The following is a 17,248-nucleotide window of genomic DNA, read 5'->3' as shown; positions in this document are numbered from 1 at the left end:
GCCAGAAAGGCCGGGATCGGTGCCCCGTGATAACGGGGCGGAATGCGTTAGCCAAACACGCTTTGCAGGTAGCGTTCCAGCGCCATTCGCGAACTGAAACCGTGCGGAATACCGTAGTGTTCCTGCGTATCACCGGCCAGGTAGAGAGGGAACTGTGTGTAGTGATCACAGGTTTTCATTTCTGAGGCCGGTTCGGCGAAAGGCTGACTTTTTTCTTTTAACGTCGGGTGGATGACCAGCGCCGTGCGCCCCATGCGCGCTTCGCGATTGACGTAAACATAGTTGTCGCCACGACGATAGCCGTACGCACGGGGGGTAATTTCATCGACTTCAAAGCCCACTTTTTCCAGGACGCGCGCTACCTCATCTGGTCGTAAATACATGCTTGATCCTCTCCTCTTCAAAAGCCACGCAACCTTACATCAGCGTGGCTGTACGGGCATTCGGAATTTTCCCTAAAGGGTCGTCCCGCGCCTCGTTAAGCAAAACGTGGTCTACACTGAGTATTACGTGTTAATGACAAGGGAGCCAAAAATGTTTAATCGAACGCAAAAAAACGATGACATTGATATCAATCAGGATGTTAATGAGTTGGCAGATTCACTTGAAGCCCTGCTGAAGTCTTACGGCAGCGAGGCCAAAGACGAAGTCAATTCTGCGCGCAGTCAGGCTGAAGCCCTGCTTAAGCAAACCCGGGCAAAACTGAACGGCGGCGGTAACCGTGTCACGCAGGTGGCCCGCGATGCCGGCTATCAGGTTGACGCGTATGTCCATGAAAAACCCTGGTACGGTGTCGGTATCGGCGCGGCCGTCGGCATTGTGTTAGGCGCACTACTGGTTTCACGCCGCTAACGCTGTTCCACCCCGTTATCATCCGCCTCGCTCACTGAGCGGGGCTTTTTTATGCCTGTTTTTTAATCAATCAGCTTTACAAATTTATTTTTCGGGTGGCAGAGCGCGCCAGGCCTGACTTGCCGCGATAATCGCGATTAACCCTACATATGGTGCTATTGACCGCCATAAATACTACATCTAGTATTCATTTCATTGTCAGCCCACAAGATGTTTGCACGAACGAAGCCTGATTCAGGGATATACACGTCGTTATTCGCAGCAGGACCGCAATGAAAGAGGAATACGAATCATGCGCATTATTATTTACACTAAAAACCACTGTGTCCAGTGTAATGCCACGAAGAATGCACTGGATCGCCACGGCATCGATTACCAACTGATCAATCTGGATACCCAGCCGGACGCAATCGACAGCCTGAAAGCGCTGGGCTATCGCCAGGTGCCCGTGGTGATGACCCATGACGATCACTGGAGTGGCTTTCGTCCTGACAAGATAGCCCGTTTAACCCAAACCACGACCATCGGCGGGTAGTCACATGTTCCCACTGGTCTATTTTTCCAGCCAGTCGGAAAACACCCATCGGTTTATTACCCGTCTGGGCCTGCCCGCGCACCGCATACCGATTGAGAGTAAGCAACCGCTGCATATTCACCAGCCTTATATTCTGGTGGTGCCGAGCTATGGCGGTGGCAGTCATCGCGGCGCCGTGCCCAGACAGGTGATTCAGTTTCTTAATGATGAAGCCAATCGTCGCGGTCTGCGCGGCGTGATCGCGGCCGGTAACCGTAACTTCGGTGAAGGCTACTGCCTGGCGGGCGACATCATTGCTAAGAAATGCCAGGTTCCCTACCTGTATCGGTTTGAACTGATGGGAACGCCGGACGATATCGCCAATGTAAAAGCGGGAGTAACCCAATTTTGGCAACAACAGACACTCTGAACAACGTTGCGCTGGACTACCATGCGCTGAACGCCATGCTGAATCTGTACGACGCCGATGGCCGTATTCAGTTTGAAAAGGATCAGCAGGCGGCGCGACAGTTCCTTATTCAGCACGTGCAACCCAATACGCTGCACTTTGCCAGCGTAGCCGAGCGCCTGCGCTATCTGGTTGCAGAAGGCTACTATGAAGCGGACGTGCTGAATCAGTACGATTTTGACTTCCTGTGTGCCCTGCACGATGAAGCCGACGCATGGGGTTTTGAGTTCAAAACCTTTTTAGGCGCGTGGAAGTACTACACCAGCTACACGCTGAAGACATTTGACGGCAAGCGTTACCTGGAAACCTTTGCGCAGCGTGCCTGCATGGTGGCACTGACGCTGGCACGGGGCGACGAAAGCCTGGCACGCGCAGTACTGGCGGAAATCCTCAGTGGCCGTTTTCAGCCTGCCACGCCGACGTTCCTTAACTGCGGCAAGCAACAGCGCGGCGAGCTGGTTTCCTGCTTCCTGTTGCGTATTGAAGACAATATGGAATCGATTGGCCGGGCGGTGAATTCCGCCCTGCAGCTGTCCAAACGCGGCGGCGGCGTGGCGTTCCTGTTGTCGAACCTGCGGGAGGCCGGTGCGCCGATTAAGCGCATTGAAAACCAGTCTTCCGGCGTCATTCCGGTCATGAAAATGCTGGAAGATGCGTTCTCCTATGCTAACCAGTTGGGCGCACGTCAGGGAGCGGGCGCAGTCTGGCTCAGTGCTCACCATCCTGACATTTTACGTTTTCTGGATACCAAGCGCGAAAACGCCGACGAGAAAATCCGCATTAAAACCCTGTCGCTGGGCGTGGTGATCCCGGACATCACCTTCCAGCTTGCCAAAGAGAATCAGCCGATGGCGCTGTTCTCGCCCTACGATGTGGAGCGGATCTACGGTCAGGCGTTTGGTGATATCAGCGTCAGTGAGAAATATCACGAGATGCTGGCGGATGACCGCATTCGTAAAACCTATATTCAGCCGCGCGATTTCTTCCAGACGCTGGCGGAAATTCAGTTTGAATCGGGTTATCCCTACATCATGTATGAGGACAGCGTCAACCGCGATAACCCTGTTGCCGGTCGCATTAATATGAGCAACCTCTGTTCAGAGATTTTGCAGGTGAACAGCGCCAGCGAGTTTAATGAAGACCTGAGCTACCGCCGCGTGGGAAAAGACATTTCCTGTAATCTGGGTTCCCTGAATATCGCGCATGCGATGGACTCGGGCAATCTCGCACAGACGGTGGATACGGCAATCCGCGCCCTGACGGCGGTATCAGAGATGAGTGATATTGCGTCCGTGCCTTCCGTTGCAGAAGGTAACCGGCGTTCCCATGCGATCGGCCTGGGCCAGATGAACCTGCATGGCTATCTGGCGCGGGAAGGCATCGTCTATGGTTCTCCGGAAGCACTGGATTTCACTAATCTCTATTTTTACTGTGTGACCTATTATGCGCTGCGCGCCTCGAATCAGCTGGCAAAAGCACGCCAGCAAACCTTCGAGGGTTTTGAGTCCTCGACCTATGCCACCGGCGCTTACTTTGACAAGTATCTGAACGCTGACTGGCAGCCGCGCACCGCCCGTATTGCCGCCCTGTTTGCCAAAGCGGGCATTACGCTGCCCGGCCGTGAAGACTGGCTGGCGCTGCGTGAAGCGGTGATGACCTCGGGTTTATACAATCAGAATCTGCAGGCTATCCCGCCCACGGGGTCGATCTCCTACATCAATCACGCCACCTCCAGTATTCATCCGATTGTGTCGCGTATTGAGATCCGCAAAGAGGGTAAAACCGGTCGCGTATACTATCCCGCCCCCTTCATGACCAATGACAATCTGGCGTTCTATGAAGATGCCTACCAGATTGGGCCGGAGGCCATTATTGATACCTACGCTGAGGCAACCCGACATGTGGATCAGGGCCTGTCACTGACCCTGTTCTTCCGGGACGACGTGACCACGCGCGACATCAATAAAGCGCAGATATACGCCTGGAAGAAAGGTATCAAAACGCTCTATTACATTCGACTGCGCCAGATGGCCCTGCAAGGCACCGAAGTGCAGGGGTGCGTCTCCTGTGCACTGTGAGAAACCTGTTATGCAACTTCGACATATTCACGCGATTAACTGGAACCGGATTCAGGATGAGAAAGATCTTGAGGTCTGGAACCGTCTGACAAGCAACTTCTGGTTGCCGGAAAAAATCCCGCTGTCCAATGATTTGCCGGCCTGGCAGACGCTGGACAAGTCACAACAGCAGCTCACCATTCGCGTCTTTACCGGCCTGACGCTGCTGGACACCATTCAGAATGTGCTGGGCGCACCGGGGTTAATGCCTGACGCGCTGACGCCGCATGAGGAGGCGGTGCTGTCGAATATCAGCTTTATGGAGGCGGTGCATGCCCGCTCCTACAGCTCGATTTTTTCGACCTTATGCAATACCAGCGATGTGGATGCGGCGTACCAGTGGAGTGAAGAGAACCAGGCCCTGCAAAATAAAGCCGGGATTATCCTGACCCATTACCGCGCTGACGATCCGTTAAAGAAAAAAATCGCCAGCGTCTTTCTGGAGTCGTTTCTGTTTTATTCGGGCTTCTGGCTGCCGATGTACTGGTCCAGCCGCGGCAAGCTGACCAATACGGCGGATCTGATTCGTTTAATCATCCGCGATGAGGCGGTACACGGCTACTATATCGGCTATAAATACCAGAAAGCGCTTGAGCAGGTCGATGAGGGCCGCCGCGAAGCCTTACAGCAGTTCGCCATCGATCTGCTGCTGGCGCTGTATGAAAATGAAGTGGCCTATACGGAAGCGCTGTACGGCGAAACAGGCTGGGCAGACGAGGTGAAAACCTTCCTGCATTACAACGCCAATAAGGCGTTGATGAATCTGGGCTACGAGGCTCTGTTCCCGGCGGAGCTGACGCAGGTCAATCCGGCCATTCTGGCGGCACTGTCACCCAATGCGGATGAGAACCATGATTTCTTCTCGGGCTCAGGATCGTCTTACGTGATGGGGAAAGCGGTCGAAACCGAAGACGAAGACTGGAATTTTTAAGACGTTGTGTGCCGTGCTGTCAACGGCACGTTTCCCCTTAGCGAAGGGACAGGCGCGCGGCATTTTCACAGCGCGCTGAACCTTCCCTCTCCGTCCGCGGAACGGGTGCCGATCGCGCCACAATAAATGACGGTAACGATTTGGCCGCCGTTGCCAGGGTTAACCAGGCTGAGATCACTGCTCACGCAATGACCGCTCTCAGCATCGCGCTGCCTTTGGCATGGCGTTGAGAAACCCGTTTATTCCGACGCCAAAACGGGGCGCCGTACCCGGATCCAATCTGACAGAGGGATAAGTCTGTGCCTGCCACGACCCGAGAAATCGCGACCAACAAACCCGACGTAAACGGCTGTCGATCTTTACTGTTACCCGACTATCATATAAACATAGCTATCAAATTATTTTTTAGGTTATTATTAACGCCACATTATTATTCATCTTTGCTACTGACGACCTATGACAACGTCTCACCCTGGTTTATCTTCCGCGCTGGTGGGACTGATGTCCGTTGCCACGGGACTGTGCGTCGCCAGTAATTATTATATTCAGCCTCTGCTGCATACTATCGCCCTTCACTTTCACTTATCCGTCGCATTCGCCGGGTTTATCGTGACCAGCGCGCAACTCGGCTATGCCTGCGGTCTGCTGTTGCTGGTCCCACTTGGCGATATGCTGGAACGGCGTGGACTGATTGTTGCCATGATGGTGCTGGCGGCGCTTGGTATGGTGATCATTGCCCTTTCCTCCTCTTTTCCTGTGTTGTTACTGGGAACGGTACTTACCGGGCTCTTTTCTGTCGCGGCGCAAATTCTGGTACCGCTGGCGGCCACCCTGGCCCGCCCGGAAACACGGGGCAAAGTGACCGGCACCGTCATGAGTGGCTTGCTGTTGGGTATTTTGCTGGCGCGCACCGTGGCGGGCGGCCTGGCTCAGTTGGGCGGCTGGCAAACCGTCTACTGGGTCGCCAGCGTCTTAATGCTGTTGATGGCGCTGGCGCTGTGGCGCGCGCTGCCGCGTATTACCCCCTCGGTCTCGTTAAATTATCCGCAGCTGCTGGTTTCCATTTTCAGGCTGTATGCGGCCGACGCTGTTCTGCGCACCCGGGCCTTTACCGGTTGCCTGACGTTTGCCAATTTCAGCATCCTGTGGACCTCAATGGCCTTTCTGCTCTCTTCCGCGCCCTACGGTTATTCGGAAGGGGAGATCGGCTTACTGGGGCTGGTGGGTGCCGCTGGCGCGCTGGCGGCCAGAAAAGCCGGGGCGCTGGCGGACAAAGGTAAAGCGAAACTGACCACCAGCATGGGCTTGCTGATTATGCTGCTGTCATGGAGCGTGACCGCCTGGGGCACGCAGCATCTTGCGGCTCTGATTATCGGCATTTTGCTGCTGGATCTGGCGGTACAGGGCGTGCATATCACCAATCAGAGCGTGATTTACGCGCGTCAGCCTGATGCCCGTAACCGCCTGAATGCCGGCTATATGACCAGCTACTTTATCGGCGGTGCGTTGGGTTCGCTGCTGTCTGCCAATGCCTATCATCTGGGCGGCTGGCATGGGGTTTGCGCAGCCGGTGCAACACTGACGTTACTGAATTTACTTGTCTGGTGGAGGAATCACCGCTTAGAGCAACCGAATAGCTAGAATAGTGTGATTTAGCCTGTTCAGCCGAGTGTGAGTTTGCTATGGTTGGCCCCAAAGTTATTCACGTCGGTTATTTTTTCTTTCGAAATCATTTGATGTCGTACCGTTTCGCTCTACGACTAACGCCTGTGATATCGATGCGCACCACCTTCACCCTGGGGTCAAGGACAGATCTTGAATCACCACAGTGGAACAGCCCGAGAACACCGCTTCTGTGTCCGGTGACTCAACAGTCATGCTGTCGCCGTGGTTACTATAAAAGTTGAAATTAGTGAGGTTTTTTCTAATGGAAAGTTCGTTTACTCCCATTGAGCAAATGTTAAACATCCGCGCCAATCGTCATGCGGATTTCCCCTTTCAGGAGATTCTTCTGACGCGACTCTGCATGCATATGCAAGGTAAGCTGCTGGATAATCGTAATAAAATGCTGAAAGAACAGGGCATCAATGAAACCCTGTTTATGGCATTGCTGACCCTGGATGCGCAGGAAGATCAGAGCATTCAGCCTTCTGAACTGAGTACCGCGCTGGGTTCATCACGTACCAACGCCACGCGCATCGCTGATGAGCTGGAAAAACGCGGCTGGATTGAGCGCCGTGAAAGTGCGCAGGATCGCCGCTGTCTGCATCTGCATCTGACCGACAAAGGTAATGCCTTCCTGCAGCAGGTTCTGCCGCCGCAGCATCAGAGCCTGCAATATCTGTGGTCCGCTCTGACCGCTGACGAAAAGTCGCAGCTCGAAAGCATCACCCGTAAGTTGCTTACCCGACTGGATAAAATGGAAGAAGACAAACTGTCTGCCTCGTTATCACGGTAATAGCAAGATCTGCGACACAATCACCTGACGAAATCGTTATTTTAACCCTCTTTCATCCGGCCAGCGCTTAGTCGCTGGCTTTTTTGGCTCGGGCGAAGGCGAAAACGGACTTGACCTCGCCGACATAGTGGAAAACGTGGAGAAATACATGAGTGCATCAGAGGCGCAAAGCCCGCATCAGCCTGTGAACAACAAAAAGAAAAAGCGCAAAGGCGCACTGATTTTACTGGCGCTGGTGGTCGTACTGCTCGGCATTGCGTGGGGCGTATACTGGTTTTTAGTGTTGCGTCATTTTCAGGAAACGGATGATGCCTATGTTGCGGGTAATCAGGTGCAGATCATGGCCCAGGTATCAGGCAGCGTGAACAAAGTCTGGTTTGACGATACGGACTATGTCAAAAAAGGGGATGTGCTGGTGTCGCTGGATAAAACTGACGCACAGCAGGCCTTTGAAAAAGCGCAGACGGAGCTGGCTACCAGCGTTCGTCAGGTGCACCAACAGATGATTAATGCGAAACAGTATCAGGCCACCATTGCACTCCGTCAGACGGCGTTGGATCAGGCGCAGGCCGATCTGAAACGCCGCGAACCGTTGGGTGCGTCCAACCTGATTGGCCGTGAAGAACTGCAACATGCGCGCGATGCCGTGGCCTCGGCGAAAGCAGAGCTGGATGTGGCGATTCAGCAATACAACGCCAACCAGGCGATGATCCTGAACACCTCACTGGAAAACCAGCCTGCCGTAAAACAGAGCGCCGCGCAGCTGCGTGACGCCTGGCTGGCACTGCAACGTACCGACATTCGCAGCCCGATGGACGGTTATGTCTCGCGTCGTAGCGTCCAGGTCGGATCGCAAATCAGCACCAGTACCCCGCTGATGGCTGTCGTCCCGGCGACGGATTTGTGGGTGGATGCAAACTTTAAAGAAACCCAACTGGCAGGCGTGCGTATTGGTCAACCGGCCACCGTTGTGGCAGATATCTACGGCGACGATGTGGTCTATCACGGCAAAGTGGTGGGGCTGGATATGGGCACAGGCAGCGCGTTTTCCCTGTTACCTGCACAGAACGCCACGGGCAACTGGATTAAAGTCGTTCAGCGCCTGCCAGTGCGCATTGAGCTGAACCAGGACGAAGTCGCGAAGCATCCACTGCGTATTGGCCTGTCAACGTTGGTCAAAATTGATACCGACAATAAAGACGGTAGCGTACTGGCAACCAGCGTACGTCAGCAGGCAGCTTACAGCACTAACGCGCTGGCCATTGACCTGGCACCGGTTAATACGCTGATCACCGATATCGTCCACGCGAACGCCGGATGATGAGCCGGAGGCTGTAATGGCACAAACACCGCTTAAAGGGATGCCGCTGGTCTTAATGACCATTGCGTTATCGCTGGCGACGTTCATGCAGGTTCTGGACTCTACCATTGCGAACGTTGCGATTCCGACGATTGCCGGTAACCTGGGGGCGTCCAACTCCCAGGGAACCTGGGTCATCACCTCATTCGGGGTGGCCAATGCTATCTCGATTCCGATTACCGGCTGGCTCGCCAGGCGCATCGGTGAAGTCAAACTCTTTACCTGGTCCACTATCCTGTTTGCGCTGGCCTCCTGGGCCTGCGGTATGTCAGAAAGCCTGGAGATGCTGATTTTCTTCCGCGTCATTCAGGGGATCGTGGCCGGTCCGTTGATTCCGCTGTCGCAAAGCCTGTTGCTGAACAACTATCCTCCGGCCAAGCGCAGTATCGCCCTGTCGCTCTGGGCGATGACGGTGATCGTGGCCCCGATATGTGGACCGATCCTCGGCGGCTGGATCAGCGATAACTACCACTGGGGCTGGATTTTCTTTATCAACGTTCCTATCGGGGTTGTCGTCATTATGCTGACGCTGCAAACCCTGCGTGGTCGTGAAACACAGACACAGATTCGACCGATCGATACCGTCGGGCTGGTCCTGCTGATTGTCGGAGTCGGTTCGCTGCAGGTCATGCTGGATCGGGGTAAAGAGCTGGACTGGTTTAGTTCGACGGAAATCATCGTTCTGACCATTGTTGCCGTGGTGGCGCTCGTGATGTTGCTGATATGGGAGTTGACGGATGAGCATCCGATAGTCGATCTGTCGCTGTTCAAATCGCGTAATTTCACCATAGGCTGTTTGTCGATTAGCCTGGCCTACATGCTCTATTTTGGCTCGATTGTCCTGTTGCCGCAGTTGTTGCAGGAGGTCTACGGCTATACCGCAACCTGGGCCGGGCTGGCGTCGGCACCGGTGGGGATTATCCCGGTTATCCTGTCGCCGATTATTGGGCGTTTCTCGCATAAGATAGACATGCGGCAACTGGTAACGTTTAGCTTCATTATGTATGCCATTTGTTTTTACTGGCGAGCTTACACCTTTGAGCCCGAGATGGACTTTGCGGCCTCCGCCTGGCCTCAGTTTATTCAGGGCTTCGCGGTGGCCTGCTTCTTTATGCCATTGACGACAATCACGCTTTCCGGTCTGCCACCGGAGCGCATGGCCGCGGCATCCAGCCTGTCTAACTTTGTGCGTACGCTGGCGGGCTCGATTGGCACTTCCATTACCACGACAATGTGGACGGATCGTGAGGCAATGCACCACAGCAACCTCACCGAATCAGTGACGCCGTACAACATCAATGCGCAGCAGATGTACAGCCAGCTTGAAGGGATGGGCATGTCGCATCAGCAGGCGTCGGCCTACATCGCCCAGCAGATTACCAATCAGGGGCTGATTATCTCTGCCAATGAGATTTTCTGGGCCTCGGCGGGCGTGTTCCTCGTCTTGCTGGTCCTGATCTGGTTTGCCCGTCCACCGTTCGGCGCGGGCGGTGGAGGCGGCGGCGCGCACTAGCGGCTGCCGCACTGTCTTCGCCGGTTCTGGCGTACCTGCCCGGTACGCCAGAACGTCCTTACCAACGCGTCGCTTTTATATCAATCACGAACCGGTATTTCACTTCTCCTTTCAGCATCCGCGCAAATGCCTCTTCTGTCTGCTCTCCGCGAATCAACTCGATGTCAGCCGTAATATTGTTCTCACCGCAGAAGTCCAGCATGTCCTGCGTTTCTTTGATGCTGCCAATAGAAGAGCCGCTGATGCTTAAACGGCGGAATACCATAGGCGTGATATCCGGTGAGGCGTGCGGGCTGTCGGGAATGCCCACCAGCACCAGACGGCCATTGGTTTTAAGCGTGGCCAGATAGGGATCCAGATCGTGAGGCGCGGCAACGCAGTCCACGATCAGATCCAGCGACTGCTGACAGGCCTGCATCTCTGCTGCATGGCGTGATACCACAACATGACGGGCACCAAGTCGGCGCGCATCTTCCGCTTTGTCGGGAGAGGTGGTGAACAGCGTGACGTCCGCACCCAGTGCGCTCGCCAGTTTTACCGCCATGTGCCCCAGCCCACCCAGGCCAATGACGCCAACCTTGTCGCCCGCTTTGACATCAAAGTGACGGAGCGGTGACCACACAGTGACGCCCGCACACAATAGCGGGGCCACGCCTGCCAGCGGCAAGTGCGAAGGAACCGATACGACAAAATCCTGATCGACGACAACGTGTTCCGCATAACCGCCCCGGGTGCGCTCCCCGGTATATTTATCTGTGCCGTTATAGGTCGCGGTGAAGCCGGCTTCGCAATACTGCTCTTCCTGCTGCTGACAAAAACGACAGGTGCGGCAGGCATCCACCATCACGCCCACACCGACAAGATCGCCGGGGGCAAAACGGCTGGCCTTTCCGCCGGTTTCAATAACCCGGCCCACAATTTCATGACCGGGTACTAATGGATAGTGGCTCACCGCCCACTCATTGCGGGCCATGTGCAAATCGGAGTGGCAAACGCCACAGTAAAGAATTTCGATTCTGACATCACTGGGCTGAAGCGGACGCAGCGCTATCTGGCCGGGCGTCAGGGGTTGTGTCGCATCGTGGGCGATCAGTGCATTGATTTTCATTGTGCCTCTCATCGTATCTGGCGTTATTTAACGGAAGGCGGCAAACTCTACTCAAATGGGTTCATTATTGATAGTAGTCACCTTTTGGTGACCATAGAAAGGAAGGACACTATGCCAGCCTGGGTTGACGGAAAACTGGTTTTTTATGTGGATTCGCCACCGCGCCGCCTGATGGATCTGTTTTCGGTGAAGTGGAGCACAATGGTGCTGCACGCGCTGTTTCACTGGCCAGGTGGCCGCGCACGCACGGGGGAACTGCAGCGAAGCCTGCAGGGAATATCGAAAAAGATGTTGTTTCAGACGCTAAAAGAGCTGGAGCAACGCGGACTAATTTCCCGCCATGTTTATGACGTGGTGCCGCCTAAAGTGGAATATCAGTTAACGGCGCTGGGCAGAACCTTTGCGGAACCGGTGGAACAGCTTTATCAATGGGGACTGGAGAATCAACGGGTACTTAATGAGATGGATGCGCATTATCAGCGATCAAAGCCTGAGGGAGAGTAAAGCGCGGTAACGAACGGCATAGAGCATGATGGCGCCTTGGCCGCGCCATCGTTTTGCTCGCACAGATTATGCGTTCTGACGCCACCATTCGGCTAACAGCACACCGGTCGCGACCGACACATTCAGACTTTCCACATTACCGGTGCCGCCAATTGACAGGCTCATATCGCCCTGCTGGAACGTGCTGTCGGACAAGCCTTCACGTTCCTGCCCTAACACCAGGACCATTTTGGCAGGCAGCTCGGCTTCAGACAGCGGCGTACCCTGATGGCTGGATGTGGTTACGATGGTGTAACCCGCTTTACGGAACGCGTCGAGGCCTTGCGTAAAGGTTGTGCCGCTGATGGCCTGAACGTGTTCCGCCCCGCCTTCCGCGGTACGAACTGCCGCGCCGGATTCCAGCAACGAGGCATCATTCACCAGCAGCCCTTTCACACCGAAATGTGCACAGCTACGCATGATAGCGCCAAGGTTATGTGGGTTACTGACATCTTCAAGGGCCAGCACGCAGTCTTTGCTTTCGGCCTTCTCCAGCCACGCCGCCACATCCATGCCCATGCGCTTTTTAATCAGGAAGCACACACCGCCATGGTGTTCGGTGCCGGAGGCTTTGGTGATCTCAGCGTCATCTACCACGTGGTAGGCTTTACGGTTCGCTGCCAGCCAGCGCAGCGCGTCGCGAAAACGCGGCGTAACGCTCTGCACAAACCAGGCACGCACGATGCTTTCGGGACGGCTCTGGAACAGCGCCTGACAGGCGTTTTCGCCATAAACCCGGGTTTCTTCCAGGCGCTGGCGGCGGATCTGCTCTACGTCCACGACACCTTTACCGCTGATGCCCGGGTTATCCGATTTGGGCTCATCGACCGGTGCACGGGAAACGGTGCGCCAGGGCGAATCACTGCTGCCGTAAGCGTCGCGGTTATCGCTGCTGCGATCGTTGCGGCGAGGTGCACTGTCATTGCGGCGTGGCGCGCTGTCGCTGCGACGACCTGTACTGCGTCCGCCTTCTTCACTGCGCTCAGTACGTGGGCCGGATGAACGACGAGTGTCTTCACGGCGAGCAGCAGGACGGCCACCTTTGCCTGTACGAGGATTGGGCGCACGCGCGCTTTGCTCATCTTCGCCACGCACATACATGACTTTGACCTTACCACTTTTGCCTTTAAATTCGTCGTTCATTTCTTCCTCCTGCATTGAGAGCGCGAAGATTACCTGATGTGACTGCGCTTAGCTATCAACTATTGAACCTATAGAGCAATCCACATTGAGCGGATCTTATCACCCTTTCATAATGGACAATATTGAGCAAAGCGCTCTACATCATTATCAGAGGTTTTTTATGAATACGGTATGCACGTCTTGTCAGGCAACCAATCGCGTTCCCGAAGAACGGCTTGCCGATGGTGCCAAATGTGGTCGTTGTGGCGAAAGCCTGTTTTCGGGTGACGTGATCAACGCCACTGCCGCCACGCTGGACAGCTATCTGCAGGATGACCTGCCTGTCGTCGTGGATTTTTGGGCACCCTGGTGCGGCCCTTGTGTCAACTTTGCGCCCGTTTATAAAGACGTCGCGCAGGAGCGTAGCGGTAAGGTTCGCTTTCTGAAGGTGAATACCGAAGCCGAGCCCGCCCTGAGCAGCCGTTTCCGCATTCGCAGTATCCCGACCATCATGGTGTTTAAAAAAGGCGAGATGGTAGATGTGCTGAACGGCGCGATGCCGAAAGCCCCCTTTAATGAGTGGCTCGACGAATCCCTGTAAGTCCCTGAGGCCAGCATCTGCTGGCCTTTTCCTTTTGTCCGACGCTTCGATTACACTACGCTTTTTCCTGTCCTGAAGAATCATGTCTGATAACGCCGTTTTACGTTTACGCAGCCAACGTCTGGCCCGTGCTACGCGTCCTTTTTTAGCCCGCGGAAATCGTGTGCTTCGCTGTCAGGGCTGTCTGTTGCCGGAAAAACAGTGCCTGTGCGACAGCATCGTTACACAGTCCGCCCGGAGCCGCTTTTGCCTGGTGATGTTTGATACCGAGCCGATGAAGCCAAGCAATACCGGCCGGTTGATTGCGGATGTGTTGCCAAATACGCAGGCCTTTGGCTGGTCACGCACGGAGCCCGATCCGCTGTTACTGGCGGCGGTGGCCGATGGGGCTTATCAGCCGATGGTGGTTTTTCCTGCCTCCTATGCGGATGACGGTCGCGAGGTTCTCCACGCGCCGCCGCTGTCGGGCAAACCGCCGCTGTTTATTATGCTGGACGGTACCTGGAATGAGGCGCGGAAGATGTTTCGCAAAAGCCCCTGGCTTGATCGTTTCCCGGTGCTGTCGCTCAATGTAACGTCCCCTTCCCGCTACACGCTGCGTGAAGCACACGGCGAAGGCCAGCACTGTACGGCAGAAATTGCAGCGGCATTACTGCAACAGGCGGGCGACAGCGACGCAGCGCAGGCTTTATCCCGGCATTTTGAGCAGTTTCGCCAGGCTTACCTGGCCGGTAAACCGCACCATCCCGGTCAGAACCGATAACGTTAGCGGTCACGTACATGCGTGACGAATAGTGTCCCGGGCGCGCTGATGTACGCCCTTCTTCAGCCTGCGATCTGCCCGGCGGTAAAACGGGGCAAATACGTTTACAATCACCTAAATCCTGATGAATGGAGTACGTGATGAGTCAACGCGGACTGGAAGCGCTGTTAAGGCCGAAATCCATTGCGGTTATCGGCGCCTCGATCAAACCGGGACGCGCAGGCTATTTCATGATGCGCAACCTGCTGGCCGGCGGCTTTAGCGGACCGGTGTTGCCGGTTACGCCAAAATACAAAGCCGTCAGCGGCGTGCTGGCCTGGCCTGATATTCACAGTCTGCCTTTCGCCCCGGATTTGGCGGTCATTTGCACCCATCACAAAAGGAATCTGGAACTGCTGCAGCAGCTTGGCGAGAAAGGCTGTAAAGCCTGCATCATTCTTTCTGCGCCCACCAGCCAGCTTCCCGAATTAAAACAGTGCGCCAGCCGCTGGCAGATCCGCCTGCTCGGCCCTAACAGTCTGGGCCTGCTGGCACCGTGGCAGGGACTGAATGCCAGCTTTTCGCCCGTACCCATTGCTAAGGGCCGCATTGCGTTTATTTCGCAGTCATCCGCCGTCTCTAATACCATTCTCGACTGGGCACAGCAGCGTAACCTGGGCTTCTCCTGGTTTATCGCGCTGGGAGACAGTTTGGATACCGACGTGGATGACCTGCTGGATTTTCTTGCCCGCGATGGCAAAACCAGCGCGATTCTGCTTTATCTTGAACATCTTAGTGATGCACGCCGTTTTGTCTCGGCTTCGCGAAGCGCCTCACGTAATAAGCCCATCCTGATCATCAAAAGTGGGCGCAGCCGTCAGGCACAGGCGTTGCTGGGAACGCACAGTGGTCTGGATGCCGCCTGGGATGCCGCCATTCAGCGCGCGGGGTTACTGCGGGTACAGGATACCCACGAGCTGTTTACCGCAGTGGAATCCTTAAGCCATATGCGCCCGCCGCGTGGTCATCGCCTGATGATCGTCAGCAATGGTGCCGCGCCCGCCGCACTGGCGCTGGATGAACTCTATGCCCGCAACGGTAAGCTGGCCGTGCTGAGCGACGAGACCGTGCAGCAGCTCAATGCTGTCCTGCCGGAGGGCGTCGGACATGGCAATCCGCTTGATTTAAAAGACGATGCCACACCGGCGCGTTATCTTGACTGTATTAGCGTGCTGCTCGACAGCCATGATTTAGATGCGTTGATGCTGATTCATGCCCCCAGTGCCGTTGCCCCCGCCACCGAAACCGCAGAGAAAATTATTCAGCTGGTGCAACAACATCCGCGCGGTAAACAGCTTACGCTGTTGACGAACTGGTGCGGGGAATACTCTTCTCAGGCGGCGCGCCGGGCTTTTACGCAGGCGGGCATTCCTACCTGGCGCACGCCGGAAGGTACCGTTACTGCCTTTATGCACCAGGTGGAATACCGGCGTAATCAGAAGTTACTGCGGGAAACCCCCGCGCTGCCGGCCAGTCTGACTCAGGACAGTGCGCAGGCGCACCAGATCTTATCTCAGGCATTAAATCAGGGTGTGTTATCGCTGGATACGCATGAGGTGCAGCCGGTGCTCAAAGCCTACGGACTGGCCACTCTGCCCACCTGGATTGCGAAAGACAGCGATGATGCGGTCACCATTGCCGAACAAATCGGTTACCCGGTTGCGCTAAAACTGCGCTCCCCGGACGTGGCGCATAAATCCGACGTCCAGGGCGTGATGCTGTATCTGCGCAATGCTGCTGAAGTGCGGCGCGCGGCAGACGCCATTATCGACCGCGTAAAACAGACGTTACCCAGCGCCCGAATCGAAGGGCTGGTCGTGCAGAGCATGGCAAATCGTGCCGGAGCACAGGAGCTGCGCATAGTCGTGGAACAGGATCCGCTGTTTGGCCCGATCATCATGCTGGGTGAAGGTGGCGTGGAATGGCAGGCTGAGAAACAGGCTGCCGTAGCGTTGCCGCCGCTCAATATGACGCTGGCGCGCTATCTGGTCATACAGGCGATAAAAGGCGGTAAGATCCGCAGCCGCAGTGCGCTCATCCCTCTTGATGTTGCCGCGCTGAGCCAGTTACTGGTACAGGTGTCTAACCTGGTGGTGGATTGCCCGGAAATAGCGCGCCTGGATATTCATCCGCTGTTGGCGGCGGGCAGTGATTTCACGCTGCTGGACGTCACCCTGTCGTTGGCCCCCTTTGACGGCGACAGCGAAACCCGCCTGGCGATTCGTCCTTATCCTCAGCACCTGGAAGAGGAGGTGGAGCTGAAAGATGGTCAGCATTGCCTGTTCCGCCCGATCTTACCTGAAGATGAACCGCTGCTGCGTGACTTCATCAGTCAGGTAACCAAAGAAGATCTCTACTACCGCTATTTCAGCGAAATTAACGAATTCACACATGACGATCTGGCCAATATGACACAGATCGACTATGACCGGGAAATGGCGATCGTCGCGGTGCGTCAGCACCAGGGACAGCCGGAGATCATCGGCGTCACCCGCGCCATTTCGGATGCCGACAACATTGATGCAGAGTTCTCCGTGCTGGTACGTTCCGATCTGAAAGGTCTGGGAATGGGGCGGCGGTTACTCGAAAAAATGATTCGTTACACCCGCGCCCATGGCCTGCAACAACTGAACGGCATCACCATGCCGGGCAACCGTGGCATGGTCACGCTGGCGAAAAAACTCAATTTTAACGTGGATGTGCAGATGGACGATGGTATCGTCAGCCTTAAGCTTTTGTTACAGGATAATGTCAATTTACCGTGTACAGAAAAGTAAAAATCGCCCGGTCAGCTCGGGTTGATGTTATTATTTAGCGTTATGACCCTGATTTGGTGGCAAAAGGCCATACAATGAACC

Annotated in this window: 16 protein-coding genes; 13 read left to right on the top strand and 3 right to left on the bottom strand. The window is 55.3% G+C overall.

Features of this window, described 5'->3' with window-relative positions; genetic code table 11:
* Positions 1–47: 47 nt before the first annotated feature.
* Positions 48–383 (bottom strand): DUF2002 family protein, encoded by a 336-nt coding sequence (locus tag GC090_RS04990; RefSeq protein ID WP_006120678.1) that lies wholly within the window; start codon positions 381–383, stop codon positions 48–50.
* A 151-nt stretch (positions 384–534) separates the two neighbouring features.
* Here GC090_RS04990 and GC090_RS04985 point away from each other — a divergent pair, with 151 nt between their 5' ends.
* From GC090_RS04985 to emrB, 9 genes are all read left to right on the top strand, one after another.
* Complete coding sequence (locus GC090_RS04985) at positions 535–852, top strand: DUF883 family protein (RefSeq protein WP_324020988.1); 318 nt, start codon at positions 535–537, stop codon at positions 850–852.
* A gap of 292 nt (positions 853–1,144) precedes the next feature.
* Positions 1,145–1,387 (top strand): redoxin NrdH, encoded by a 243-nt coding sequence (locus GC090_RS04980; RefSeq protein WP_006120680.1) that lies wholly within the window; start codon positions 1,145–1,147, stop codon positions 1,385–1,387.
* A gap of 4 nt (positions 1,388–1,391) precedes the next feature.
* Complete coding sequence (nrdI, locus tag GC090_RS04975; protein WP_006120681.1) at positions 1,392–1,796, top strand: class Ib ribonucleoside-diphosphate reductase assembly flavoprotein NrdI; 405 nt, start codon at positions 1,392–1,394, stop codon at positions 1,794–1,796.
* Complete coding sequence (nrdE, locus tag GC090_RS04970) at positions 1,775–3,913, top strand: class 1b ribonucleoside-diphosphate reductase subunit alpha (RefSeq protein WP_072021703.1); 2,139 nt, start codon at positions 1,775–1,777, stop codon at positions 3,911–3,913. Before nrdI ends, nrdE begins: the two co-directional genes overlap by 22 nt.
* 10 nt (positions 3,914–3,923) lie before the next feature.
* On the top strand, positions 3,924–4,883 hold the full coding sequence (gene nrdF, locus GC090_RS04965; protein ID WP_006120682.1) for a class 1b ribonucleoside-diphosphate reductase subunit beta: 960 nt from the start codon (positions 3,924–3,926) through the stop codon (positions 4,881–4,883).
* A gap of 456 nt (positions 4,884–5,339) precedes the next feature.
* Positions 5,340–6,524, top strand: coding sequence for an MFS transporter (locus GC090_RS04960; protein ID WP_324020986.1), 1,185 nt, complete (start codon positions 5,340–5,342; stop codon positions 6,522–6,524).
* Positions 6,525–6,810: 286 nt separating this feature from the next.
* A complete protein-coding gene (gene mprA / locus GC090_RS04955) occupies positions 6,811–7,341 on the top strand; it encodes a transcriptional repressor MprA (protein WP_033739447.1) in 531 nt (176 codons plus the stop codon).
* Positions 7,342–7,489: 148 nt separating this feature from the next.
* Positions 7,490–8,662, top strand: coding sequence for a multidrug efflux MFS transporter periplasmic adaptor subunit EmrA (gene emrA / locus GC090_RS04950; RefSeq protein ID WP_033739448.1), 1,173 nt, complete (start codon positions 7,490–7,492; stop codon positions 8,660–8,662).
* Positions 8,663–8,678: 16 nt separating this feature from the next.
* Positions 8,679–10,214: a multidrug efflux MFS transporter permease subunit EmrB gene (gene emrB, locus GC090_RS04945; protein WP_039340119.1), complete on the top strand. Its 1,536-nt coding sequence runs from the start codon at positions 8,679–8,681 to the stop codon at positions 10,212–10,214.
* Between the two features lie 58 nt (positions 10,215–10,272).
* On the opposite strand, the gene GC090_RS04940 is transcribed toward emrB, so the two are convergent.
* Complete coding sequence (locus tag GC090_RS04940) at positions 10,273–11,322, bottom strand: NAD(P)-dependent alcohol dehydrogenase (protein WP_033739450.1); 1,050 nt, start codon at positions 11,320–11,322, stop codon at positions 10,273–10,275.
* 111 nt (positions 11,323–11,433) lie between these two features.
* Here GC090_RS04940 and GC090_RS04935 point away from each other — a divergent pair, with 111 nt between their 5' ends.
* Positions 11,434–11,826, top strand: coding sequence for a winged helix-turn-helix transcriptional regulator (locus GC090_RS04935; RefSeq protein WP_324020983.1), 393 nt, complete (start codon positions 11,434–11,436; stop codon positions 11,824–11,826).
* A 66-nt stretch (positions 11,827–11,892) separates the two neighbouring features.
* Here GC090_RS04935 and GC090_RS04930 read toward each other — a convergent pair whose 3' ends face one another.
* Positions 11,893–13,008: a tRNA/rRNA methyltransferase gene (locus GC090_RS04930; protein ID WP_006120689.1), complete on the bottom strand. Its 1,116-nt coding sequence runs from the start codon at positions 13,006–13,008 to the stop codon at positions 11,893–11,895.
* A gap of 160 nt (positions 13,009–13,168) precedes the next feature.
* On the opposite strand from GC090_RS04930, the gene trxC reads away from it, so the two are divergent.
* The 3 genes from trxC to GC090_RS04915 all read left to right on the top strand — a co-directional run bounded on the left by trxC (position 13,169) and on the right by GC090_RS04915 (position 17,167).
* On the top strand, positions 13,169–13,588 hold the full coding sequence (gene trxC / locus GC090_RS04925) for a thioredoxin TrxC (RefSeq protein ID WP_039340125.1): 420 nt from the start codon (positions 13,169–13,171) through the stop codon (positions 13,586–13,588).
* Between the two features lie 82 nt (positions 13,589–13,670).
* A complete protein-coding gene (locus GC090_RS04920; RefSeq protein WP_033739452.1) occupies positions 13,671–14,351 on the top strand; it encodes a tRNA-uridine aminocarboxypropyltransferase in 681 nt (226 codons plus the stop codon).
* A gap of 140 nt (positions 14,352–14,491) precedes the next feature.
* Entirely contained in the window at positions 14,492–17,167 is a 2,676-nt protein-coding gene (locus GC090_RS04915) for a bifunctional acetate--CoA ligase family protein/GNAT family N-acetyltransferase (RefSeq protein WP_164482513.1), read from the top strand.
* Positions 17,168–17,248 lie beyond the last annotated feature (81 nt).

Source organism: Pantoea sp. JZ29 (assembly GCF_035190385.1).
Taxonomy (GTDB): Bacteria; Pseudomonadota; Gammaproteobacteria; order Enterobacterales; family Enterobacteriaceae; genus Pantoea; species Pantoea stewartii.
This window is presented reverse-complemented; position numbering and strand designations above follow the sequence as displayed.

Excerpts from the sequence above, each read along its gene's own strand:
- GC090_RS04915 (WP_164482513.1), top strand. The coding sequence starts at position 14,492 with ATGAGTCAACGCGGACTGGAAGCGCTGTTAAGGCCGAAATCCATTGCG.
- nrdF (WP_006120682.1), top strand. The coding sequence starts at position 3,924 with ATGCAACTTCGACATATTCACGCGATTAACTGGAACCGGATTCAGGAT.
- GC090_RS04980 (WP_006120680.1), top strand. The coding sequence starts at position 1,145 with ATGCGCATTATTATTTACACTAAAAACCACTGTGTCCAGTGTAATGCC.
- GC090_RS04920 (WP_033739452.1), top strand. The coding sequence starts at position 13,671 with ATGTCTGATAACGCCGTTTTACGTTTACGCAGCCAACGTCTGGCCCGT.
- GC090_RS04935 (WP_324020983.1), top strand. The coding sequence starts at position 11,434 with ATGCCAGCCTGGGTTGACGGAAAACTGGTTTTTTATGTGGATTCGCCA.
- GC090_RS04990 (WP_006120678.1), bottom strand. The coding sequence starts at position 383 with ATGTATTTACGACCAGATGAGGTAGCGCGCGTCCTGGAAAAAGTGGGC.
- GC090_RS04960 (WP_324020986.1), top strand. The coding sequence starts at position 5,340 with ATGACAACGTCTCACCCTGGTTTATCTTCCGCGCTGGTGGGACTGATG.
- nrdI (WP_006120681.1), top strand. The coding sequence starts at position 1,392 with ATGTTCCCACTGGTCTATTTTTCCAGCCAGTCGGAAAACACCCATCGG.
- trxC (WP_039340125.1), top strand. The coding sequence starts at position 13,169 with ATGAATACGGTATGCACGTCTTGTCAGGCAACCAATCGCGTTCCCGAA.
- GC090_RS04985 (WP_324020988.1), top strand. The coding sequence starts at position 535 with ATGTTTAATCGAACGCAAAAAAACGATGACATTGATATCAATCAGGAT.
- GC090_RS04940 (WP_033739450.1), bottom strand. The coding sequence starts at position 11,322 with ATGAAAATCAATGCACTGATCGCCCACGATGCGACACAACCCCTGACG.
- emrB (WP_039340119.1), top strand. The coding sequence starts at position 8,679 with ATGGCACAAACACCGCTTAAAGGGATGCCGCTGGTCTTAATGACCATT.
- GC090_RS04930 (WP_006120689.1), bottom strand. The coding sequence starts at position 13,008 with ATGAACGACGAATTTAAAGGCAAAAGTGGTAAGGTCAAAGTCATGTAT.
- emrA (WP_033739448.1), top strand. The coding sequence starts at position 7,490 with ATGAGTGCATCAGAGGCGCAAAGCCCGCATCAGCCTGTGAACAACAAA.
- mprA (WP_033739447.1), top strand. The coding sequence starts at position 6,811 with ATGGAAAGTTCGTTTACTCCCATTGAGCAAATGTTAAACATCCGCGCC.